At 58.1% G+C, this 18,281-nt stretch carries 14 protein-coding genes; 2 read left to right on the top strand and 12 right to left on the bottom strand.

From position 1 onward, the window contains the following. Nucleotides 1-558 precede the first annotated feature (558 nt). The 8 genes from C6W55_RS01655 to C6W55_RS01620 form a co-directional block, all read right to left on the bottom strand. Entirely contained in the window at nucleotides 559-1,047 is a 489-nt protein-coding gene (locus C6W55_RS01655; protein ID WP_286891116.1) for a cation:proton antiporter regulatory subunit, read from the bottom strand. Nucleotides 1,048-1,071: 24 nt separating this feature from the next. Then, a complete protein-coding gene (locus C6W55_RS01650) occupies nucleotides 1,072-2,295 on the bottom strand; it encodes a cation:proton antiporter (RefSeq protein WP_286891114.1) in 1,224 nt (407 codons plus the stop codon). A gap of 181 nt (nucleotides 2,296-2,476) precedes the next feature. Next, nucleotides 2,477-3,379, bottom strand: a complete 903-nt coding sequence (locus C6W55_RS01645) for a carbohydrate ABC transporter permease (protein ID WP_286891112.1) — start codon at nucleotides 3,377-3,379, stop codon at nucleotides 2,477-2,479. Between the two features lie 13 nt (nucleotides 3,380-3,392). Continuing rightward, nucleotides 3,393-4,361 carry an ABC transporter permease gene (locus C6W55_RS01640; protein ID WP_286891110.1) on the bottom strand — a complete coding sequence of 323 codons (969 nt, stop codon included), beginning with the start codon at nucleotides 4,359-4,361 and terminating at the stop codon, nucleotides 3,393-3,395. Between the two features lie 102 nt (nucleotides 4,362-4,463). Next, entirely contained in the window at nucleotides 4,464-6,236 is a 1,773-nt protein-coding gene (locus C6W55_RS01635; protein ID WP_286891108.1) for an ABC transporter substrate-binding protein, read from the bottom strand. A 58-nt stretch (nucleotides 6,237-6,294) separates the two neighbouring features. Continuing rightward, complete coding sequence (locus C6W55_RS01630) at nucleotides 6,295-7,086, bottom strand: response regulator transcription factor (RefSeq protein WP_286891106.1); 792 nt, start codon at nucleotides 7,084-7,086, stop codon at nucleotides 6,295-6,297. Continuing rightward, on the bottom strand, nucleotides 7,086-8,885 hold the full coding sequence (locus C6W55_RS01625) for a sensor histidine kinase (protein ID WP_286891104.1): 1,800 nt from the start codon (nucleotides 8,883-8,885) through the stop codon (nucleotides 7,086-7,088). Before C6W55_RS01625 ends, C6W55_RS01630 begins: the two co-directional genes overlap by 1 nt. A 36-nt stretch (nucleotides 8,886-8,921) precedes the next feature. Further along, nucleotides 8,922-9,683 (bottom strand): response regulator transcription factor, encoded by a 762-nt coding sequence (locus tag C6W55_RS01620; RefSeq protein WP_286891102.1) that lies wholly within the window; start codon nucleotides 9,681-9,683, stop codon nucleotides 8,922-8,924. Nucleotides 9,684-9,933: 250 nt separating this feature from the next. Between C6W55_RS01620 and C6W55_RS01615 the strand changes: the two genes are divergently transcribed. After that, nucleotides 9,934-11,559, top strand: coding sequence for a helix-turn-helix domain-containing protein (locus tag C6W55_RS01615; protein WP_286891100.1), 1,626 nt, complete (start codon nucleotides 9,934-9,936; stop codon nucleotides 11,557-11,559). A gap of 67 nt (nucleotides 11,560-11,626) precedes the next feature. Here the strand turns inward: C6W55_RS01615 and C6W55_RS01610 are convergent, their stop codons facing one another. The 3 genes from C6W55_RS01610 to C6W55_RS01600 all read right to left on the bottom strand — a co-directional run bounded on the left by C6W55_RS01610 (nucleotide 11,627) and on the right by C6W55_RS01600 (nucleotide 15,162). After that, complete coding sequence (locus tag C6W55_RS01610) at nucleotides 11,627-13,195, bottom strand: ABC transporter substrate-binding protein (RefSeq protein ID WP_286891099.1); 1,569 nt, start codon at nucleotides 13,193-13,195, stop codon at nucleotides 11,627-11,629. Nucleotides 13,196-13,272: 77 nt separating this feature from the next. Further along, nucleotides 13,273-14,178 (bottom strand): carbohydrate ABC transporter permease, encoded by a 906-nt coding sequence (locus C6W55_RS01605; protein ID WP_286891097.1) that lies wholly within the window; start codon nucleotides 14,176-14,178, stop codon nucleotides 13,273-13,275. A 45-nt stretch (nucleotides 14,179-14,223) separates the two neighbouring features. Then, the gene (locus tag C6W55_RS01600) at nucleotides 14,224-15,162 is read right to left on the bottom strand and encodes an ABC transporter permease (protein WP_353682004.1); all 939 of its coding nucleotides are present in this window, start codon (nucleotides 15,160-15,162) and stop codon (nucleotides 14,224-14,226) included. A 166-nt stretch (nucleotides 15,163-15,328) separates the two neighbouring features. On the opposite strand from C6W55_RS01600, the gene C6W55_RS01595 reads away from it, so the two are divergent. Next, nucleotides 15,329-17,059, top strand: a complete 1,731-nt coding sequence (locus C6W55_RS01595) for a sensor histidine kinase (protein WP_286891093.1) — start codon at nucleotides 15,329-15,331, stop codon at nucleotides 17,057-17,059. A gap of 130 nt (nucleotides 17,060-17,189) precedes the next feature. On the opposite strand, the gene C6W55_RS01590 is transcribed toward C6W55_RS01595, so the two are convergent. Further along, complete coding sequence (locus C6W55_RS01590) at nucleotides 17,190-18,221, bottom strand: LacI family DNA-binding transcriptional regulator (RefSeq protein ID WP_213485366.1); 1,032 nt, start codon at nucleotides 18,219-18,221, stop codon at nucleotides 17,190-17,192. Nucleotides 18,222-18,281: the final 60 nt, after the last annotated feature.

Here is an 18,281-nt window from a genome sequence, read left to right as displayed (position 1 = left end):
TCCACACCGGGGGCTCCTCCGTTCTGCACCACTCTCCTGTAAGCCTTCAAGAGGTTCTCCCTTTCCAGCATCTTCTCCAGCAGGTCGTCCTGTGCTTTGCGAGAGGAAGGGGCGATTTGTGCCGGCAGCGGACTCGGCGCTTGCGTCTCCCTTGCGGCTTCACCGCTGCTTCCCGCTGGCAGCCCTCTTGCGAGGTATTCTGCTGTCTATGCCCGTCGCGCGAACGCATCGGTTTCCTCTCTCCTTTCGGCTTAAGCCCTTCCGCTTTCCTTACGTCCCGTACTCGCGTACTATAGCCTCTGCTGACTCCTGCGGATGTGCTGGCAACTCATCCGACTAACCCTGCCTCGAATCCCGTTCGTGTACCTTGGCCCGTGCGTTTGCCTTAAGGCTTCCTTCAGATTCGGCCTCGCGACCGACACCCTTGCCCTCGGCTAATGGCAGGCGCTCGCCAGCCCCCATTCCGGACTTTCACCGTAGAGATGACGCCCATGCCGGGCGTACAGCATGAAGAAGGCTGACCCGCCGGACCAGCCTTCTTCACCCGCCGTTATGCGATTAGCCGTTCTGCAGCAGCTCCTTGAACTGCTTGATCTGCTGACGCTCGCCGGCCACGACGACCGTCATGTCGGCCGTGAGCCGATCTTCCGGACCGGGGTTGATCTTCTGTCTGCCCTTCTCCACGAAAGCCAGAATGGTCGCCCCGGTCCGCTGGCGGACCTGCAGCTCGGCGATCGACTTGCCGACGCTCTTGTAGTGGGGTTCGACCTTGGCCCATTCGATGACCAGCTCGTCAAGCGACACCTGTATCGACTCGAGCGCCTTCGGTTTGTATTGCATGCCCCCGATGATGGAAGCGACCTGTCTCGCTTCATCGTCTTCAAGCGTCACCTGCGAGATCGTCTCTTCCGGATCGTCATCCTCGAAATGGTACAGTTCCCTTCTGCCATCGTCGTGAATGACGATGACCAGTCTGTCTCCCGAATTGGCGTCCACCTGAAACTTTTTTCCAATACCGGGCAAGTCTGATTCACGAATGGTAGCCATTGCCTCAATACATCCTCCGTTCCATTAATCGGTACCCGTTTGCTTGACCGGCTCTTTCGCCTTGCTCCAGCCGAAGATGCGATTCAGAACGCCGTAGATCCGCTTGGATTCTTTCGCAAGCAGCGGACCGGCAATCGCCAGAATCAGAACATACATCGCGGAGAAAGGCTGGAGCATGGGAGCCAGCGCAGCCGCCGCCCCCAGGTTGGCCACGATGATGGAAAATTCGCCCCGCGCCACGACGGTAAGTCCGATATTCATCGACGCCTTGTGCGACAGACCGGCATTGCGGCCCGCCATCATGCCCGCGACGATGTTGGCAATCAGCGTGATCACGACCGCTCCGACGGCATACCAGGCTGCATCGCCAAGGGTGGTCGGGTCAATGCTGAGACCGAAACTGAAAAAGAAGATTGCGCCGAAGAAATCGCGGAACGGCACGACCAGATGCTCGATGCGCTTGCTGTGTTCGGTCTCGGACAACGCGAGTCCGAGCAGCAGCGCGCCGATCGCTTCCGCTACATGCAGTTTCTCCGAGAAACCTGCGACGAAAAACAGGACGGCGAACACAACGATGATGAAGATTTCATTGGACGTGATATTGAGCAGCTTGTTCAGTATCGGATTGGCTTTCCTGCCGATGATGAAGAAAAGCAGCATGTAACCGACCGAAATGCCGACCGACATCAGCACGCCCCCGACCGATGTCGCGCCGCCCAGCAGCAGACCGGACATGATGGACAGGAAGACGGCCAGGAACAGGTCGTCGAACAGGACCATGCCCAGAATGAGTTCCGTCTCCGAGTTACCGGTCCGGCGCAGATCGACGAGCACTTTCGCGACGATCGCCGTCGACGACACGGACATCATCCCCGCAATGATCAACGCTTCATAGAGCGGGAATCCGGCAGCGAAGCCGAAACCGAGTCCGAGCACAAAATTCAGAATCACATAAACGGAGCCACCGAACACGATTTTTCTGCCGGATCGAACCAGCTTCGATACGGAAAACTCCAGACCGACATAGAAAAGCAGAAACAGCACGCCGATCCTGCCAAGGAACGAAATGACTTCCTGGCTCTCAACGAAGGTCAGATCGATGAAGCCGAGCTCCGGTGCATGCGGCCCGACCAGCATCCCGAGCACAATCAGAAAAGGGATGATCGACAACTTCAATTTTCCGGCTGCGAGTGAGAATATTGCGATCAACAGTAACGCGGTCCCGACTTCAAAGATCATGTGATCCATACAACGGTTATCTCCCCCCTTGGCCTTCGTGATGCTCGTGTCCATTATACCTGAATCGCGAAACGATATCCAATTCGTATGAACAATTTATCCTATATTAATATTATGAAATGAAAAAAGCCCGCCCAGACGGCGACTTCGCCGCCTGGACGGACCGCTGACCGTATGTTGCCGCATCGTCTCAATCCTTCATGCTGCCAAGCTGCAATCCATGCACGAAATATTTCTGCAGGAACGGATAGACGAGCAGAATCGGAACGGAAGCCACGATGGTGATCGCGGCCCGGATCGACACCGGCGTCACCTGGGTGAGTTTGGCGCTCGGGTCCGCTCCGTACATGGCGGCGGCGCTCGTGCTCTGGACCATGGTCGAGGACAAGAGCTTCATCAGTTCATATTGCAAGGTGCTGAGATGCTGCTTCGATGAAGCGAACAGGAACGTGTCAAACCACGAATTCCATTGTCCGACCGCGATGAACAGCGCCACCGTCGCCAGAACCGGCTGGCAGAGCGGAAGGACAATATAGAGGAACGTACGGAAATCCCCCGCGCCGTCGATCTTCGCCGATTCAATGAGTCCGTCAGGCAGCTGCTGCATGTAGGTCCGGATGACGATCATGTTGAACGCGCTGATGAGCCCGGGAATGATGTATACCAGAAACTTGTTCAGCAGGTTCAGATCCTTGATCAGGAAGTAATACGGGATCAGTCCCGCGTTGAAATACATCGTGAGCACGACGATGATCGTGATCGGCTTGCGGAACACGTACTCCCTCCGGCTGACCGTATAGGCAAGCATCGAGGTGAGGAACAGGCTGATCACGGTGGCGATCACCGTGCGCGCGACGGATACCCAGAACGCGTTGTAGATCGTCCCGCTCACGAAGACGGCCTTGTAGTTCTGCAGCGACCATACACGCGGCCACAGGTAGATGCCGCCGCGGATCGTGTCGTTGCCGGCGTTGAACGATACGGCCAGCGTATTCAGAAACGGATACAGCGTGACGACGGCCAGCAGCAGCATGGCCAACGTATTCAACGTATGGAAGACAACCGGCTCCAGCTGCGGTGTGCTTCTTCTCATCGGTCCGCCCTCCTCATATCAGCCGCTCCTCTCCCAGCCGCTTCGCGATCGTGTTGGCCGCGAAGATCATCGTGATGCTGACGACCGTCTTGAAAATGCCGGCCGCCGTCGCCAGCGAATAGTTGCCGATCTGCAGCCCGTACTTGAGCACGAAAATGTCGATCGTCTGCGACCAGTCGACGACGACGCCGTTGCCGAGCAAATATTGCACCTCGAATCCCGCTTCCAGAATCCAGCCGAGATTCATGATGAGCAGGATGACGATGATCGGCTTGATGCCGGGAAGCGTGATGTGCAGCATCTTCTGGTACCGGTTCGCACCGTCCATCTCCGCGGCCTCGTACAGCGCCGGATCGATCGAAGCCATGGCGGCCAGATAGATGATGGCGTTCCAGCCGACTTCCTTCCATACATGCGCGGCGCCGACGATGCCCCAGAAATAATGCGGCTCATTCAGCCACATGATCGGCTCGCGGATGATGCCGAGTTTCATCAGCACGACGTTGACGATGCCGCCTTCCACCGACAGCGCGTTCGCCACGATGCCCGTTACGATGATCCACGACAGAAAGTGCGGCAGATAAGAGATCGTCTGGATCGTCCGCTTGAAGAAACGCTGCCGGACTTCATTGAGCAGAATGGCGAACGAGATCGCGGTCACGAATCCGAGCACCATGTTGATGAGGCTCATTGCGACTGTATTGCGCAGCACGTTCAGGAATGCCGCATCGCCGAACAAAAACTTGAAATGTTTGAGCCCGACCCATTCCTGTTCCCAGAACGAAAAGCCGGGCCGGAACTGCTGGAATGCCATCGTCCAGCCCCAGATCGGATAGTAGGAGAACAGGATCACATAAGCCACGATGGGCACCGACATCAGGATGAGCTGCGTCTGCCCCTTCATCCGGCGCAAGAAGGACGTTCTCCGGCCGGCCGGAGACGCGCCGTCCTCCCGCGCCGGCAGTTCCGTAACAACCGCCATCAACACACCTCCCGCATAATCCGTCCCCGACTCGGCAGGCACAAGAATTCGGAAAGCACGAGGCGCTTCAAGCCCGTGCTTTCCGAACTTCTGCCCGAACGATTATTCGGTGGACCAGTTCTCGATCCGCCATTGCAGTTGTTCGTTGACGCGGTCCAGATACGCCTGGACGTTGATCTTCTCGAACGCTTTGACGTAATCGTCCCATACCGCGTCGAATTGCCCCGGCTTCGCCATGATGGCCTGCGGCAGATATTTGAGCGACGTGTCGGTCATTTGCTGACCCGCGATCGCCGCTTCCGAACCGTCAATCAGGTCAATCTGCCATGCCGGATAATACACCGGGTTTTCCGGCGGCGGCGAGAAGAAGTCGGTCCAAGTCTTGTACCCGTACGCCTCAAGCAGTTCCCTGTCTTCCGGTTTCAGCGATTCGAAATATTCCTCCGGCTGGTTGCCCGGAGACGTCGCGTTGCCGTCGCTGAACGTGCCTTCGATTTTCGGGATGTAGCCGAACAGCGCATCCGCCCTGTTCGCCAGTTTCCAGGTCGGGTCTTCCTGCTGCGCCCGCTGCTCCGGCGTCCGGTAGAAGCGGCCGTTCTCGTCGACGTGATAGTCGATGCCTTCTTCGCCCCAGGAGAGGATTTTCTGCCACTCTTCGGTGATCAGCGCATCCAGGAACTTGATGATGCGCACCGGGTCCTTGGCGTCCTTGCTGATGCCGAAACCGTTGTTCAGGTTCGGCACGGGCCGGTCGAGATACCAGTCGCGGATGCTCGTGTCATAGACGAGCGGGAAGCCGACATAGGTGTCCAGAATCCGGCCTTCCGCGATCAGGTTGTCTTCCGCCGGCTGGAAGTTCCAGTGCTGGTCGAACATCGCGACGACGCGGCCGGAAGAGAGTTTCGCGAGATACTGGTCGTAGTTCTGGACGAACGCTTCCTTGTCGAACAGTCCTTCGTTGTAGAGGTTGTTCAGCTCCTGATAATAACGCTTCGCATAATCCTTGACGGCGAACACTTCCGCCACACCGTCCCGCACGACGACGCCGCCGTCGTTCGGATGGCCGATCAGATGCTCCGGCGGGTTGAGCAGCGGGAACGTTCGCCAGTCGGAAGCGAGCGCCGTGTAGCCGATCGTCGGCTGGCCGTCTTCCGTCGTCGGATGCTTCGCCACATAATCGCGGACGAGTTGCATGAATTCGTCCAGCGTCTTCGGTTTCGGATAGCCGAACTCTTTCAGCACCTTCTTCTGGATCCAGAACGCGGGCCCGGAATACCAGGTGGGTTTGAACTCGCCGTGGATGATGCCGTAGTTCGGCAGCCAGTAAATATGGCCGTCGCTCGAGTCCTTCATCCTGTTCCATGCTTTCGCGAAGTGCTTCCTCAGATTGGGCGCATGCTCCTCGATCAGATCTTCGAGCGGAATGACCGCCTTGGCCGCGACCAGCTTCGTATCGGCCGTGATCAGGTCGGGGTATTCGCCCCCGGCGATCATGACGCCGAGCTTCTGCTGCAGATCGCCGACCAGAAACTCCATTTCGAGCTTGACGCCGAGTTCTTCCTCGATCTTCTTGTAGATCCGGTTGTCCGGCGTCGGCGTCTGCTGCGGCGCGCCGATGAAGGCCGTAATCGTGATCGGCTCGAGTCCGCTGCCCGAACCTTCTCCGCCGCCGTCGCCGTTGCTGCCGGTTCCGCTGCCCGTCTCCTGTCCGGACGTGCCGCTTCCGCCGCCGTCACCCGACTTGCCGGTGCATGCGGCAAGCACCAACATCAGCGCCAGCGCAATGGACAAAAAGCGCCAAAATCTTCTTTTCTTCTCCCCCGTCAAAACCAACAGCCCCTCCTCAGCGTTGAAATGAAAATCTTCAACCCTCATTATGAGGAGGTGTAAACGGTTGCAAAATAACCAGATTCAAGCACCTTCCCCCTGAAATTCAAGATGTTGAATTCGTTTTCTTTTTGCCGGAGGCCCGCAAGCGGTATGCCGCCGGCTTCATGCCCGTTCTTCGCTCGAACTGCTTCAAGAAATACTGATACGCATTGTATCCCACCGATTCGGCGATTGCGCCGAGCGTCATGTCCGTGCTCTCCAGCAGCCGCTTGGCTTCCTCGATCCGCAGCTCATGCACGTAGTCCAGAATCCCGATGCCGTATTTGCGCGCAAACGATTGGCCCAGATAAACGGGATGCACATAGAATCGTTCGGCGATCTCCCGTATGGTCAGGGAACGTCTGTAGTGGGCGCGCAAATACTCGGCCACCTCGGCCTGGATGCCGCCCGTCTCCGGCGCGTGCGAGGCTTCCGGCGGCTCTATGTCGTCCGATGCCAGGTCCGCACGCTCCCGTTCGCGCAATTCAGCAGCCAATCGGCCCAGCATCTCCTCGGCCTCGGACGGAATGACCGGCTTGGTCAGGTAATGGGACACGCCGAGGCGGACGGCGCGGGCCGCGTATTCGAAGTCGTGGTAGCCGCTCGCGATTACGAACAGCAAGTCCCGATGCCCCGCGCGCTGCGCTTCTTCGATCAAGGCGAGCCCGTCCATGACCGGCATGCGGATGTCGGTCACGACCAGATCCGGCGGATCGATCCGAATCCGCAGCATCGCCTCTTCTCCGTCCCGGCAGGTGCCGGCCACCCGAAAGCCGAAACATTCCCAGTCCACCATCAGCTGCAGACCTTCGAGCGCATGCGGCTCGTCGTCCACAAGCAAAACGCTGTACGCCATCATCGCCCCTCCTTGCTTTCTTCTTCGATCAGCAGCCTGATCGGGATGCGGAACCCGACGGTTGTGCCCTCGCCCGGCCTGCTATCGATCCGGAATGCCGCCATGCCGCGGTAATACAGTTCCAACCGCTTGCAAACATTGCGGATGCCGACATGCTCATGTCCGCCGCTGTCGGACCTGGCCATGTCCATCACTTGCCGGAGCTTCTCCTCCTCCATGCCGATTCCGTTGTCGGCCACCGTTACGGCAAGCGCCTGATCTTCCAGCTTCGCCGTGACGGCGACTCTCCGATTGTCCCTCCTCGCCTGCAAGCCGTGCTTGCACGCATTCTCGACAAGCAGCTGGACGCTCATCCGGGGAATCCGCATTTCATTTGCGTCCGGATCGACTTCGAAAGCGTATTCAAACAAATCGCCGAACCGGAACTTCTCGATCTGCAGATACATCGCCGTGAAGTGCAGCTCTTCGCGAAGCGGAATCAGATCATCTCCGCGGCTCAGCATCTGGCGCATGAGCAGCGACAGGTCGCGGATGACGGAAGCGACATCGCGGTAGCCGTTCTTGACGCAGACGACATAAAGCGCGTTCAGCGTGTTGAACAGAAAATGAGGATTCACCTGGCTGTGCAGCGCCGAAAGCTCGGCGCGCAGATGCTCCAGTTCCAGATTCTTCTGGCGGATCTCCAGCTTGTAAACTTCATGGATCAGCGAATGGATCTTGACCGCCATGGCGTTGAACGAACGGATCAGCGCGCCGATCTCATCCCTGCCCTCCGCGATGGCGATCGGTTCGAATCGTTCGTCGCGGATGCGGGCCATATGCCGGGCGAGCTTGTTCACCCGTAAATGGTAGGAGCGGAACAGCACATTGATGAGAATCGTCGGAATGATCGCGCTGACGGCCGCGAGCCACAGGATGGACCGGCGGGCGGCGTCATGCAGCATTTCGATACGTCTTGTATCCGCGATGCCGATGAGCTTCCATCCCTTGATGTAACCGGCTTGTCCGAGCGTATGCTCAATGACGTAGCCGGAACCCCGTTCCGGCGGCACCGGGATGACCGAAGACGCGACGCCGGTCCGGAAGGATATGTTCGCGCTGTCGAGAACGACGCGGTCCCGGTCGTCGATGAGCAGCAGCCGCAGCCACCCGTCTTCCCGTTTCATGATGCTGTAGATTTTCTCGGGATTCAGGTCGACGCGCAAATATTTCTTGTACCTCGAATTCGCGGCGTACAGGTTCATCTTGCTCAGCACGCTGATGCGCTGGCCGGAATTGAGCACATCCCGTTCTTCGTAAGCGGCCAGGCGCACGTCGCCGTCCCGGCCGGCGAACTGATCCAGCCAGGGCAGAGCGCCGCTCAGGCTGCCGATGACGTAGTAATTCGAGCCCGACTGGATGGAGTCGTTGTCCGTGTAAATCCGGATGTCCGATATGTTCGGATAGGTGGACGTATAGCGGGTCAGATTGTTCCGGAGAAAATCATGGTATGCGACGAAATATTCAACGGGATCGGCATATGTCCGGTCCAACACCTCGTTGATCGCAGCGTCGCTTGCAATGGACCGGCTCAGCGCGACGGATTCTTCAATCAAGCCGAGCAGTTCGCCGGATGCGCGTTCGATCGATTTCTGCAGATTGTCCATCTCGCGCAGCTTGATGTCCGCCGAATTCCGCTGGTAGAAGAATACGTTGATGACGATGATGGGCAACAGCACGCACAGAAAGTAGATGAGCAGAAATTTGTATTTCAGCGGAATGTCATTAATGCGTTGAAGGAAAGCGGCCGGTCGGAACATCCCTTATCCCCTCCTTCCGGGGCATGTGGCAAGGCTTCAGTCTTGCCGGACGCCGGACCGGTATTCGGAAGGCGTTACGCCGACCATCGCCTTGAATTTCCCGGTAAACGCATCCGGATCGTGATAGCCGAGCTGCTGCGCGATGTACGCGATCTTGTGGTTCGTCCGGCGCAGAAGCTTCCGGGCTTCCGCGATGCGCAGCCGGTGCACATATTCCGGGATCGAATACCCGGTCTTCTGTTTGAACAGTTGGCCGAGATAAACGGGATGATGCCCGACAAGCCGGGCAAGCCGGGAGATGCGGATCGTCTCGCGGTAATGCTCCTTCACGTATTCGATCACCCGGCCGACGGCTCCGCCCGGCGGTTCCGCCGTCCCGCCCGCATCCGCGGTTGCGTCCGCGCCCGGCGCCTCCCGGCTTGCGGCCAGTTCCGAGAGCAGACCGTGGATCTCCTCGGGGATCAGCGGTTTGAGCATATAGCGCTCAATCTTGTAAGGCATCGCCCGTCTGACATAGTCGAATACCGGATAGCCGCTCATGATGACGATTTTCGGCCCGTGCCCGGAACCCGGATGCCGTCTCTCCCTCAGCTTGCGGATCAGATCGATGCCGTCGATCCCGGGCATCCGGATGTCGGTGAAGACGAGATCGGGCTGGGTTGCGTCGGCGAGCTTCAGCGCTTCTTCCCCGTCGGATGCGGCCGCGCACAGCTCGAAACCGTAGGCATTCCAGTCGATCATCGTCTTCCAGCCTTCCAGCATGTAAGGTTCGTCGTCGACGACCAGTACCTTGCGCATCTGTCCATCGCCTCCCCGAAGCGAGAATTCCGGTTTACCATTTCTGTAGGAACATGGTAGTATCGATATATCCAGGGATGGCTTGTCATGATGACAAAATCGTTGCTTGTTGCTAAAACGAAATTACAACAATCAAAACCAATCTGTCCATGTCAAATCAACGATACAAAAAGTAAAATCAGTGATTTACTTCCTGTCACGCGGTTTTCATGATGATGTAGAAGCCGGAATAACGAATGGGGGCTCCGCCATGTACGATCTGCTGATAGTGGACGACGAACCCATCGCCGTCCGCGCCATCGAACGCGGCATCGATTGGTCGGACCTGGACATCCGACGCATCCATACGGCCGGCGATTATGAAGATGCCGTCGAGATTCTGGACAACCATCCGGTCCGGATCCTGATCACCGACATCGAGATGCCGGGGACGAACGGCATTCGTCTGCTCGAATATGTGAACCGCTGCTATCCGCGAGTTCGAGCCATCGTCACGACCGGACACAGCCAGTTCGAATACATCCAGAAGGCGCTGCAATACCGGACCCTCGACTACCTGCTCAAGCCGCTGGATTTCAAGCAATTGAAATCGATCGTTGAGCGGGCCATCCGGGAATTGGACCACGAGCGGGACATGGAATCGCTTCATCGCAGTTACGAGGAATCGCAGCTGCAATGGCAGCGAAACCTGCCCATCCTCGAAGACCGCTTCTGGCAGGATGTGCTGAACCACCGGATTCGACTGACGCCGGACAATATCCGGTCGACCATCGAATCCTACCGGATCAGACTGCGTCCCGACCTTACGATTCTGCCGGTGCTCATCAGCATCGAGCTGTGGCACGGCTCGTTCAGCGCGTCCGAAGAGGAAGCGCTGGAATACGCGCTGCGCAAAGCAGCGGAAGAACTGATCCTCCGGGATGATCTGGAGGGAAGGTCCGTGCACGACCGCAACGGCGTGAACGTGCTCTTGATCTATCTGGCGGAAGGGGCCGAGCCGATTCCGCAGCAGCAGCTGACGGAACGATGCCGGAACTTCGTCGAGACCTGCGGGGAAATGTTTTATTGCTCGGTCTCCTGCTACATCGGAGACCCGTGTCCGATCGAGCAGGTGCCGTACAGCTTCCGGCAGCTGCTGCGCGCCGAGCGGGACAACGTGACGGAGATGCGGACGGTCTGCTGCGCCGCATCCGCCCGGAATCGCGACATCCATGTCGATATCCGGCTCCCCGCTTTCGAGGAGTGGCAGACGATGCTGGAGACCGGCCGCAAGACCGAATTCCTGCATGCGCACGACGAGTGGTTCCACTCGCTGGCCGATTCCGGTTCCGCCACGCCCGAGACGCTGCGGGCGTTCTGCATCGGTTTCATGAACATGATCTTCCAGGTGTCGAGCGTGCACGGCATTCCGCTCTCCGAGCTGCCGATCTTCGGCGATGACCACGATCTGTATGCCCACTGCCGGTCGATCCAGACGCTCAGCCTCTGGTCTGCCCGGCTGACGGAGGAACTGTTCGCGCGCTGCCAGAAGCTCGGCCGTCCTTCATTGCGCTCGCCGGCCATCGAGACGACCCTCGCCCATATCAACGAAAATCTCGATGAAGATCTGTCGCTGGAATCGATCGCCCGGCTCGTCCATCTCAATCCGGCCTACCTGTCGAGATTGTTCAAGAAAGAAATGGGGGTGTCGATGAGCGAATATATCATACAAGCCCGCATTACGCGAGCCAAGGACATGCTCCGGTCGCCGGACGTCAAGATCAGTTCGATCGCCGCTTCCGTCGGCTATACGCACTTCTCCCACTTCGCCAAAATGTTCAGGCGGATCGTCGGCATGTCCCCGCATGAATATCGCAATCATTTCCTGCAGCGCTGATCCTTCGGGAAAAACCAGTCCGTCCCCGCAGGCTACGGACCTGTTGCGGGGACGGATTGGTTGTTTTTTATTTTTTCGCAGCCAGGAACTCGTCGAGCTGTCTTTGCTTCTCTTGCAGCACCTTGTAGGCGCCGGCTTCCTTCGCCTTCTCGATGTATTTCGGCAGCACTTCGTCCGGATCGACGGAGCCCGTCTCGAGCGCGGCGGTGAATTCGTCGCGGATATTGTTCAGGACCGCGAGCTCGGCCTTGACATTGGACGGGTCGAACGTGAAGCCCAGGCTGAGCGAAGGCTCCGCGGATTCGTTGAACTTCCGGAACTGCTCCCACTTGTCGGGCGCTTCATTCTCCCACAGATAGCTGAGGAACTGGTTGCCGAACATCCATTGCGAACCGTGGTTGTAGGCGCGCTTGGAAGGATCGACGCCGTCGGGCAGCTTGATCATGTTGTCGTTGGCCGGAACTTTGACATAGTGCACGCCTTCGATGCCCCAGTCGAGCAGGTTGAGCAGCTCCTTGTCCGTATGCAGCAGGTTCAGCACCATCATCGCCCGCTCCGGATCCTTGGACGTGCGGGAGATGCCGATCATCGAGTTGGTCGTGTCGGCGGTCGTGATGTACGGCGGCACGATCTCGATCTGCGTCAGCGGGAAGCCGATCGTGCTTTCCATTTCCTTGTCCTTGCCCGGCTTCAGGCTCTCCGGCCACATGAACACCCGGCCCGTGCGCGCAGTCTCGTTCGCCTGCAGCGTCGAGGTCGGCGCGTCTTCATTGATGTACCCTTTCAGATACCAGGAGCGAAGGAGCCGCAAATTCTCGAGGTATTCCGGCTCTTCGATCAAATATTTCAATGTCGGATCGGTGGAGCCGAATTTGATGGACCCCGGGACTCCCGGATCGCCGAAGTTGTCATATCCGTTCACATAACCGACCAGCGTCTGCGTCGACGACTGGAACAGCGGCGTGACATCGGGTTCGTTCTCCTTGATGATCTGCAGGAAAGGCTCGAGATCGGCGAGCGTCTTCACGTTCGAGAAATCCATGTTGTATTTGTCCGCAAGGTCTTTCCGCACGAGGACGCCCCACGACGCGGCGATTTCCTTGTTCGTCGGAACGGCATACAGCTTGCCTTTCACGCGTGCGCCTTCGAGCAGGAACGGATCGATCGTCTCGAGGATGCCCTGGCCGTACTTTTCCAGCAGGCCGTCCAGTTCGACGAACGCGCCTTTCGTCACGTTGTCGACGTGGCCGTTCCAGCTGGCGGTGAAGACGAGGTCCGCTTTCTCCCCGGAAGCGAACATGAGATTCATCTTGTCGTTCCATGCGCCCCAGTCGATCGGCTGGATATCGATGGTCGCGTTGATTTTCTCTTTCAGAATCTTGTTCATCGCTTCTTCGACGAGCTTTTCGTCCGGCTGGGGCGAGCCGGGATACATCAGGATCACTTCATAGGGCGGCAGCTTGGAAGCGTCAATTTCCGCCGCCTGATCCCCGCCTCCGGACGAGGAGCCGCCATTGCCCGAATTTGCTCCGCCCTTGCTGTCCGAACCGCCTCCGCCGCTGCCGCCGCATGCGGCAAGCGCGAGCATGGCGGCGAGCATGACCAGCAGAACCAACCGCTTTTTCTTTCTCAACATCTGCACCCTCCCTTGGGACATGCGACTTTATGTCAATCCGGCCTCGCAGCCGTGATTAACCGGAATCTGCCGCGGATTCAACCTTTGATCGCGCCGATGAGGAGTCCTTTGACGAAATACCGCTGGAAGAACGGATAGGCGAACACGATCGGTCCGATCCCGACGACGCACATCGCCATCCGGACCGTCTCCGACGGCAGTTCGACCGCCGAACCGCCTTGCGCGATCCCCTGTGCGGCCTGCGTATTGGACGTCAGGTATTGAATGTTGAGCATTGTCTTGTACATCAGATACTGGAGCGACACTTTCTTGTCGTCCGAGATGAACAGCAGGCTCATAAACCAGTCGTTCCAGTAGTTGAGCACTGTGAACAGCGCCACGGTCGCCAGAATCGGAACGGACAGCGGGAAGATGACTGTTCCCGCGATCCGGAACTCGCCGGCGCCGTCGATCTTGGCGGCCTCGATCAGTTCCGACGGGATGTTCTTGAAGAACGTCCGCATGACCAGGATGAAGAACGGCGCGACCAGCAGCGGAAGAATGAGCGCCCACAAACTGTTCTTCAGTCCGAGAAACCGCACATAGACCAGATAGAACGAAACGAGACCGCCGTTGAACAACATCGTGAAGAAGACGAAGAAGGCCAGCGGACCGCGGAACGGCAGATCGTTTCGCGAGAGCGGGTACGCGTACATCGCCATCATCGACACCCCGAGCAGCGTGCCCGTCGCCGTGACGAGGATCGTTACGCCGTAGGAGCGCAAGATCTGGGTTGAATCCTTGAAGAGAAATTCATAGGCGTAGGTGCTGAATTTCTCCGGTATGAACTGGTATCCGTTCGCGACAACCGTCAGTTCGTCCGAGAACGACACCGCCACGACGAGGAAGATCGGTACGATGCACAGGATCGTGTACAGGATGAAAATGATGTGAAACAACACGCCGGTGGCCGGATGAACCGAGTTGAGACCGCGTTTCAGCAAAATTCCTCATTCCTTTCCCTGGCAAGTCCAGCGTGCGGCTGCGCGTCAGAAGAGCGCGTTCTCGCGGTCCAGCTTGCGCACGATGTAGTTCGACAGGAACACGAGCACGAAACCGACAACGGATTGATAGAACGCCGCCGCGGAGGACATGCCGAAGTCGCCCAATGTGAGCAAGGCGCGGTAGACGTAGGTGTCGATGACATTCGTGGTCGAATAGATCGCGCCGGAGTTGAGCGGCACCTGGTAGAACAGCCCGAAGTCGGCGTAGAAGATTCTGCCGATCTGCAGCAGCGTCAGCACGGTGACGAGCGGCATCAGCTGCGGCAGCGTGATGCGGATCGCCTGCTGCCATTTGCTCGCGCCGTCGATGACGGCCGCCTCGTAGTACTCGTGGCTGATCGTGACCATCGAGGCGACGAAAAAGACGGTGTAGTAACCGGCGTTCTTCCAGATGTTGATCAGCGGCAGAATGAACGGCCAGTATTTCGGCTCCTGATACCAGCTGATCGGTTCCATGCCGAAGAGCGGCAGCAGGTTGTTGTTGACGAACCCGTTCCCCTTGCTCAGGAAGGCGAACACGAGATAGCTGACCACCACCATGGACAGGAAGAACGGGAAGAACATCGAAGCCTGGTAGAATTTCGGCAGCCATCGGCTTCTGAGTTCGTTCAGCATCAGCGCGAAGATAAGGGCGACGATGATGTTGGACGCGATGAACACCGCGTTGTACAGCAGCGTGTTGCGCGAGATGATCCAGGCGTCCCGGGTCGAGAACAGGAACTTGAAGTTGTTCAATCCGTTCCAGGGACTGCCGAATACGCCGTCGACATAGTTCACGTTTTTGAACGCGATGATGAGCCCCGCAATGGGCAGATAGTTGTTGATGAGCAGGAGAACGATCGTCGGGAGCATCATGAGGTAGAGCGGCCAAAACTTCAGCAGTTTTCTCCATTTGGTTGATTGTCCGTACGCCAAGCCATTCACCCGCTTCGCATCAAGATGTGTCGAGTATATCCCGCCCGCGCGGATCCTCGCTAACACTCTCTCAACCTGTCATAGCAATTCGTTGACATCTCGCGCTCCGGGAGCCGGCCGGGTATGGACAAGCCCGGGACCTGCGGATCATAATACGTTCAAGGAGGGAAGCCGAATGGCGAAGCGCAGATGGAGGATGAAGTTTCTGAATTCAATCCAGACGAAATTCGTCCTACTCTTCATCCTGGTCATCGCTCCGCTGGTGGCCTTTCTGATCTACGTCAACACCTATGCGCGGAACATCGTCAGGACGCAGGTCACCGACTCCTACGAGAAGACGCTGGCCAACTTCATCAACAAGACGGATGAGCTGTTCATGGGAGCGGAGAAGTACCTGGCCAATTTTCTGCACAAGGAACTGGACACGACCGCCATCGACTACCCGTTCCGGGAAGAGACGCGAAACACGCTGATCAAGGTGCGGACCAACACCAAATTCACCTACATGCTGAACTTCATGCCCGACGTCGACTCGTTCACCTACTTTTCGCCGCAGCATTCGACGCTGTTGCTCACAACGAACCGATCCGGCTACGACCGGAAGTACATGGCTGCGCGAAATTTGATGGACGATGTCGCGAAATCTTCGCGGATCGCGTACGGCACATTCCTTTCGGATTTCGTGTCGATCGACGGCGAACTGTATCTGATTCGGATCTACCGCGATTTTCCGGACATCTATCTGGGCGCCTGGATCAACCTCAACCGCCTCCTCGAATCGCTCGGCGCGGTTCATTCGGCGATCCTGTCCGCAGACGGGGAGGTGCTCGTGTCGCACGGCCTTCCGCCGGAACGCGTCGGGCAGATCTTGAACGACCGCGCCGAACACAACGGATCCAATCCGCAATATTTTCTGTTGTCCCGATATTCCGAGCACCAGGGACTCCGGTACGTCATCCTGATCCCTTCCACCGATGTCCTGCAGAATCTCTCTTTCTTCCAGAAGGTCATCTATTGGATGCCGGCCGTCATTTTCATCATCGTGGTCTTCTACATTGCCTTCATTCGGCGCGTATTGCTGACGCCGATGCGCACGCTCATCCGCGGCATGCAGCGCATCTCGCACGGCGATCTCGATACGCGCATCGAGCTCAACGCATCCAACGAGTTCAATTACATGAACTTCGCGTTCAACAATATGGCCGAAGAGATCAAAACGCTCAAAGTGTCGGTGTACGAGGAGCAGCTGCGCGTGCAGCTCGCGGAGATGAAACAGTTGCAAATGCAGATCAATCCGCATTTCTACAGCAACAGCCTGAATTTGATCAGCGGTCTGGCTCAGCTCGGGGATCAGGAGTCCGTGCAGCACATGACCCAGCTCCTCGCGCGCTATTTCCGCTATGTGACGGCGAGCAGCAGGACGGTGCTGACCTTGAAGGAAGAACTGGACCATATCCGGGACTACCTCACGATCCAGCAGTATCGCTATCCGGACATTCTGTCGTTCGACATCTCCATGCCTCCCGAACTCGGCAGCGCGTCCGTGCCGCCGCTTACCCTCCAGCCGTTCGTGGAAAACTCGATCATCCACGGCTATCAGAAGAAAACGAAGTCCTTCCGCATCCTGATCACGTGCGGCACCGAACAAACGGCGGACGGCGGCAAGCTTGTCGTCGTCACGCTGGAAGACAACGGCATCGGCGTGGAGCCCGCGAAGCTGGCTGCACTGCGCCAGAACGTCTCGGATGTGTCCCGTGCTGCCGGCGAGAGCCGTCATCTGGGCATCTGGAACGTGTACCGCCGGCTCAGCCTGATGTTCGGCGAACGGCAGGCATCCATCGACTTCGAATCCGTTGATACGGGCGGCCTGAGGGTTATGGTCCGCTTTCCGTACAAAACCGCCTAGGCGCCGCGTTCAGGCTCAGCGGCAACGAAAAAAGCCGGCTCGGGGAGCCGGCTTGCGATACGGATCGGATGCGGATATGCGGTTCGATTCGAACGGGTGGTGACGAGCAGGCGAACAGGCGAATGCGGGGTTACAGTTCCCGGATAAATCCGCCGCACGACTCGCGGAAGATGAACGGCGTCTCGAACACGACCGATTTCGGGCCTACCCCGGGATCCTGGATCAATCCCATGACGAGCCGGATGCAGGCCGCCGCCATTTCTTCCACCGGCAGTTTGACCGTCGACAGCGACGGGACGCTGTACTTCTCGGCCTCGTGATCGCCGTAGGTCACGATCTCCAGATCATCCGGAATGCGGATGGAGGCGCGATGGAAGACGGGCAGGGCGGCAACCGCCATGATGCCGATCGGGAAGAACATGGCCGTCGGCACCCTGCCTCCCCCTTCCACGATCCGCCGGGCGGCGCTGTTGCCGCCTTCCATCGACATCGGGGCGACCTGAATGTGCCGATCCTCGATTTCCAGCCCGTACCTGCCGCACGACTCGACGAATCCCCGGTAGCGCAGATTGTTCTCCGCATTCACCAGATGTTCAGGGACGATCGTGCCGACTTTCTTGTGGCCGCGGTTCGCGAACAATTCCGCCACCTTGCGGCCGATCTCGTAGGAGTCGACGTAGACGCAGCTGTAGACGCTGCTCTCGCGGTTGAACAGCACGGTCGGCACGTTGCACCGGTTGCTTTCCAGGTAGCGCTGTTCCTCCGCGGAGACGCCCGTAATGATCGCGCCGTGGTACATGCCGCTGTCGCACATCTCTTTGATCTTCTCGACATGGCCGCGCTTGTAAGGCTGGATCGACATTTCGAACGCATATTCCTGCTCCAGAATCGGGCTCTGCGCGCCCGTGAAGAACCGGCCGAGCAGTTCCGGAGCCAGATCGGAAGGCCAGAACGTGGCGATGGCCGGAATGTTGCGCGTGCCCGATTGCCGGAGCCGCCTGGCCGAAATATTGGGCAGATAGCCGAGCCCCTGCGCGGCTTCCAACACCCGCTGCTGCGTCTTCTTCGAAATCCGCATCTCATCGCCGCGGCCATTCAGCACGATGGATACGGTGCCGACCGAAAGCTTCGTCCGCTCGGCAATTTCTTTGATCGTCGACATCCCCATCCGTCCCATTCCATTCGTGTTACCCCTTTTATAAGGAATGGCATGCGAGATGTC

Source organism: Thermobacillus sp. (assembly GCF_003390775.1).
Lineage (GTDB): Bacteria > Bacillota > Bacilli > Paenibacillales > Paenibacillaceae > Thermobacillus > Thermobacillus xylanilyticus.
Note: the sequence above shows the minus strand (reverse complement) of the source record. Positions and strands in the feature narration are given on the sequence as shown.

What these genes read in the sequence shown, in the direction of transcription:
- C6W55_RS01620 (WP_286891102.1), bottom strand. Translation starts at nt 9,683, where the DNA reads ATGCGCAAGGTACTGGTCGTCGACGACGAACCTTACATGCTGGAAGGC.
- C6W55_RS01625 (WP_286891104.1), bottom strand. Translation starts at nt 8,885, where the DNA reads ATGTTCCGACCGGCCGCTTTCCTTCAACGCATTAATGACATTCCGCTG.
- C6W55_RS01650 (WP_286891114.1), bottom strand. Translation starts at nt 2,295, where the DNA reads ATGGATCACATGATCTTTGAAGTCGGGACCGCGTTACTGTTGATCGCA.
- C6W55_RS01635 (WP_286891108.1), bottom strand. Translation starts at nt 6,236, where the DNA reads ATGAGGGTTGAAGATTTTCATTTCAACGCTGAGGAGGGGCTGTTGGTT.
- C6W55_RS01615 (WP_286891100.1), top strand. Translation starts at nt 9,934, where the DNA reads ATGTACGATCTGCTGATAGTGGACGACGAACCCATCGCCGTCCGCGCC.
- C6W55_RS01655 (WP_286891116.1), bottom strand. Translation starts at nt 1,047, where the DNA reads ATGGCTACCATTCGTGAATCAGACTTGCCCGGTATTGGAAAAAAGTTT.
- C6W55_RS01610 (WP_286891099.1), bottom strand. Translation starts at nt 13,195, where the DNA reads ATGTTGAGAAAGAAAAAGCGGTTGGTTCTGCTGGTCATGCTCGCCGCC.
- C6W55_RS01595 (WP_286891093.1), top strand. Translation starts at nt 15,329, where the DNA reads ATGGCGAAGCGCAGATGGAGGATGAAGTTTCTGAATTCAATCCAGACG.
- C6W55_RS01590 (WP_213485366.1), bottom strand. Translation starts at nt 18,221, where the DNA reads ATGTCGACGATCAAAGAAATTGCCGAGCGGACGAAGCTTTCGGTCGGC.
- C6W55_RS01645 (WP_286891112.1), bottom strand. Translation starts at nt 3,379, where the DNA reads ATGAGAAGAAGCACACCGCAGCTGGAGCCGGTTGTCTTCCATACGTTG.
- C6W55_RS01640 (WP_286891110.1), bottom strand. Translation starts at nt 4,361, where the DNA reads ATGGCGGTTGTTACGGAACTGCCGGCGCGGGAGGACGGCGCGTCTCCG.
- C6W55_RS01630 (WP_286891106.1), bottom strand. Translation starts at nt 7,086, where the DNA reads ATGGCGTACAGCGTTTTGCTTGTGGACGACGAGCCGCATGCGCTCGAA.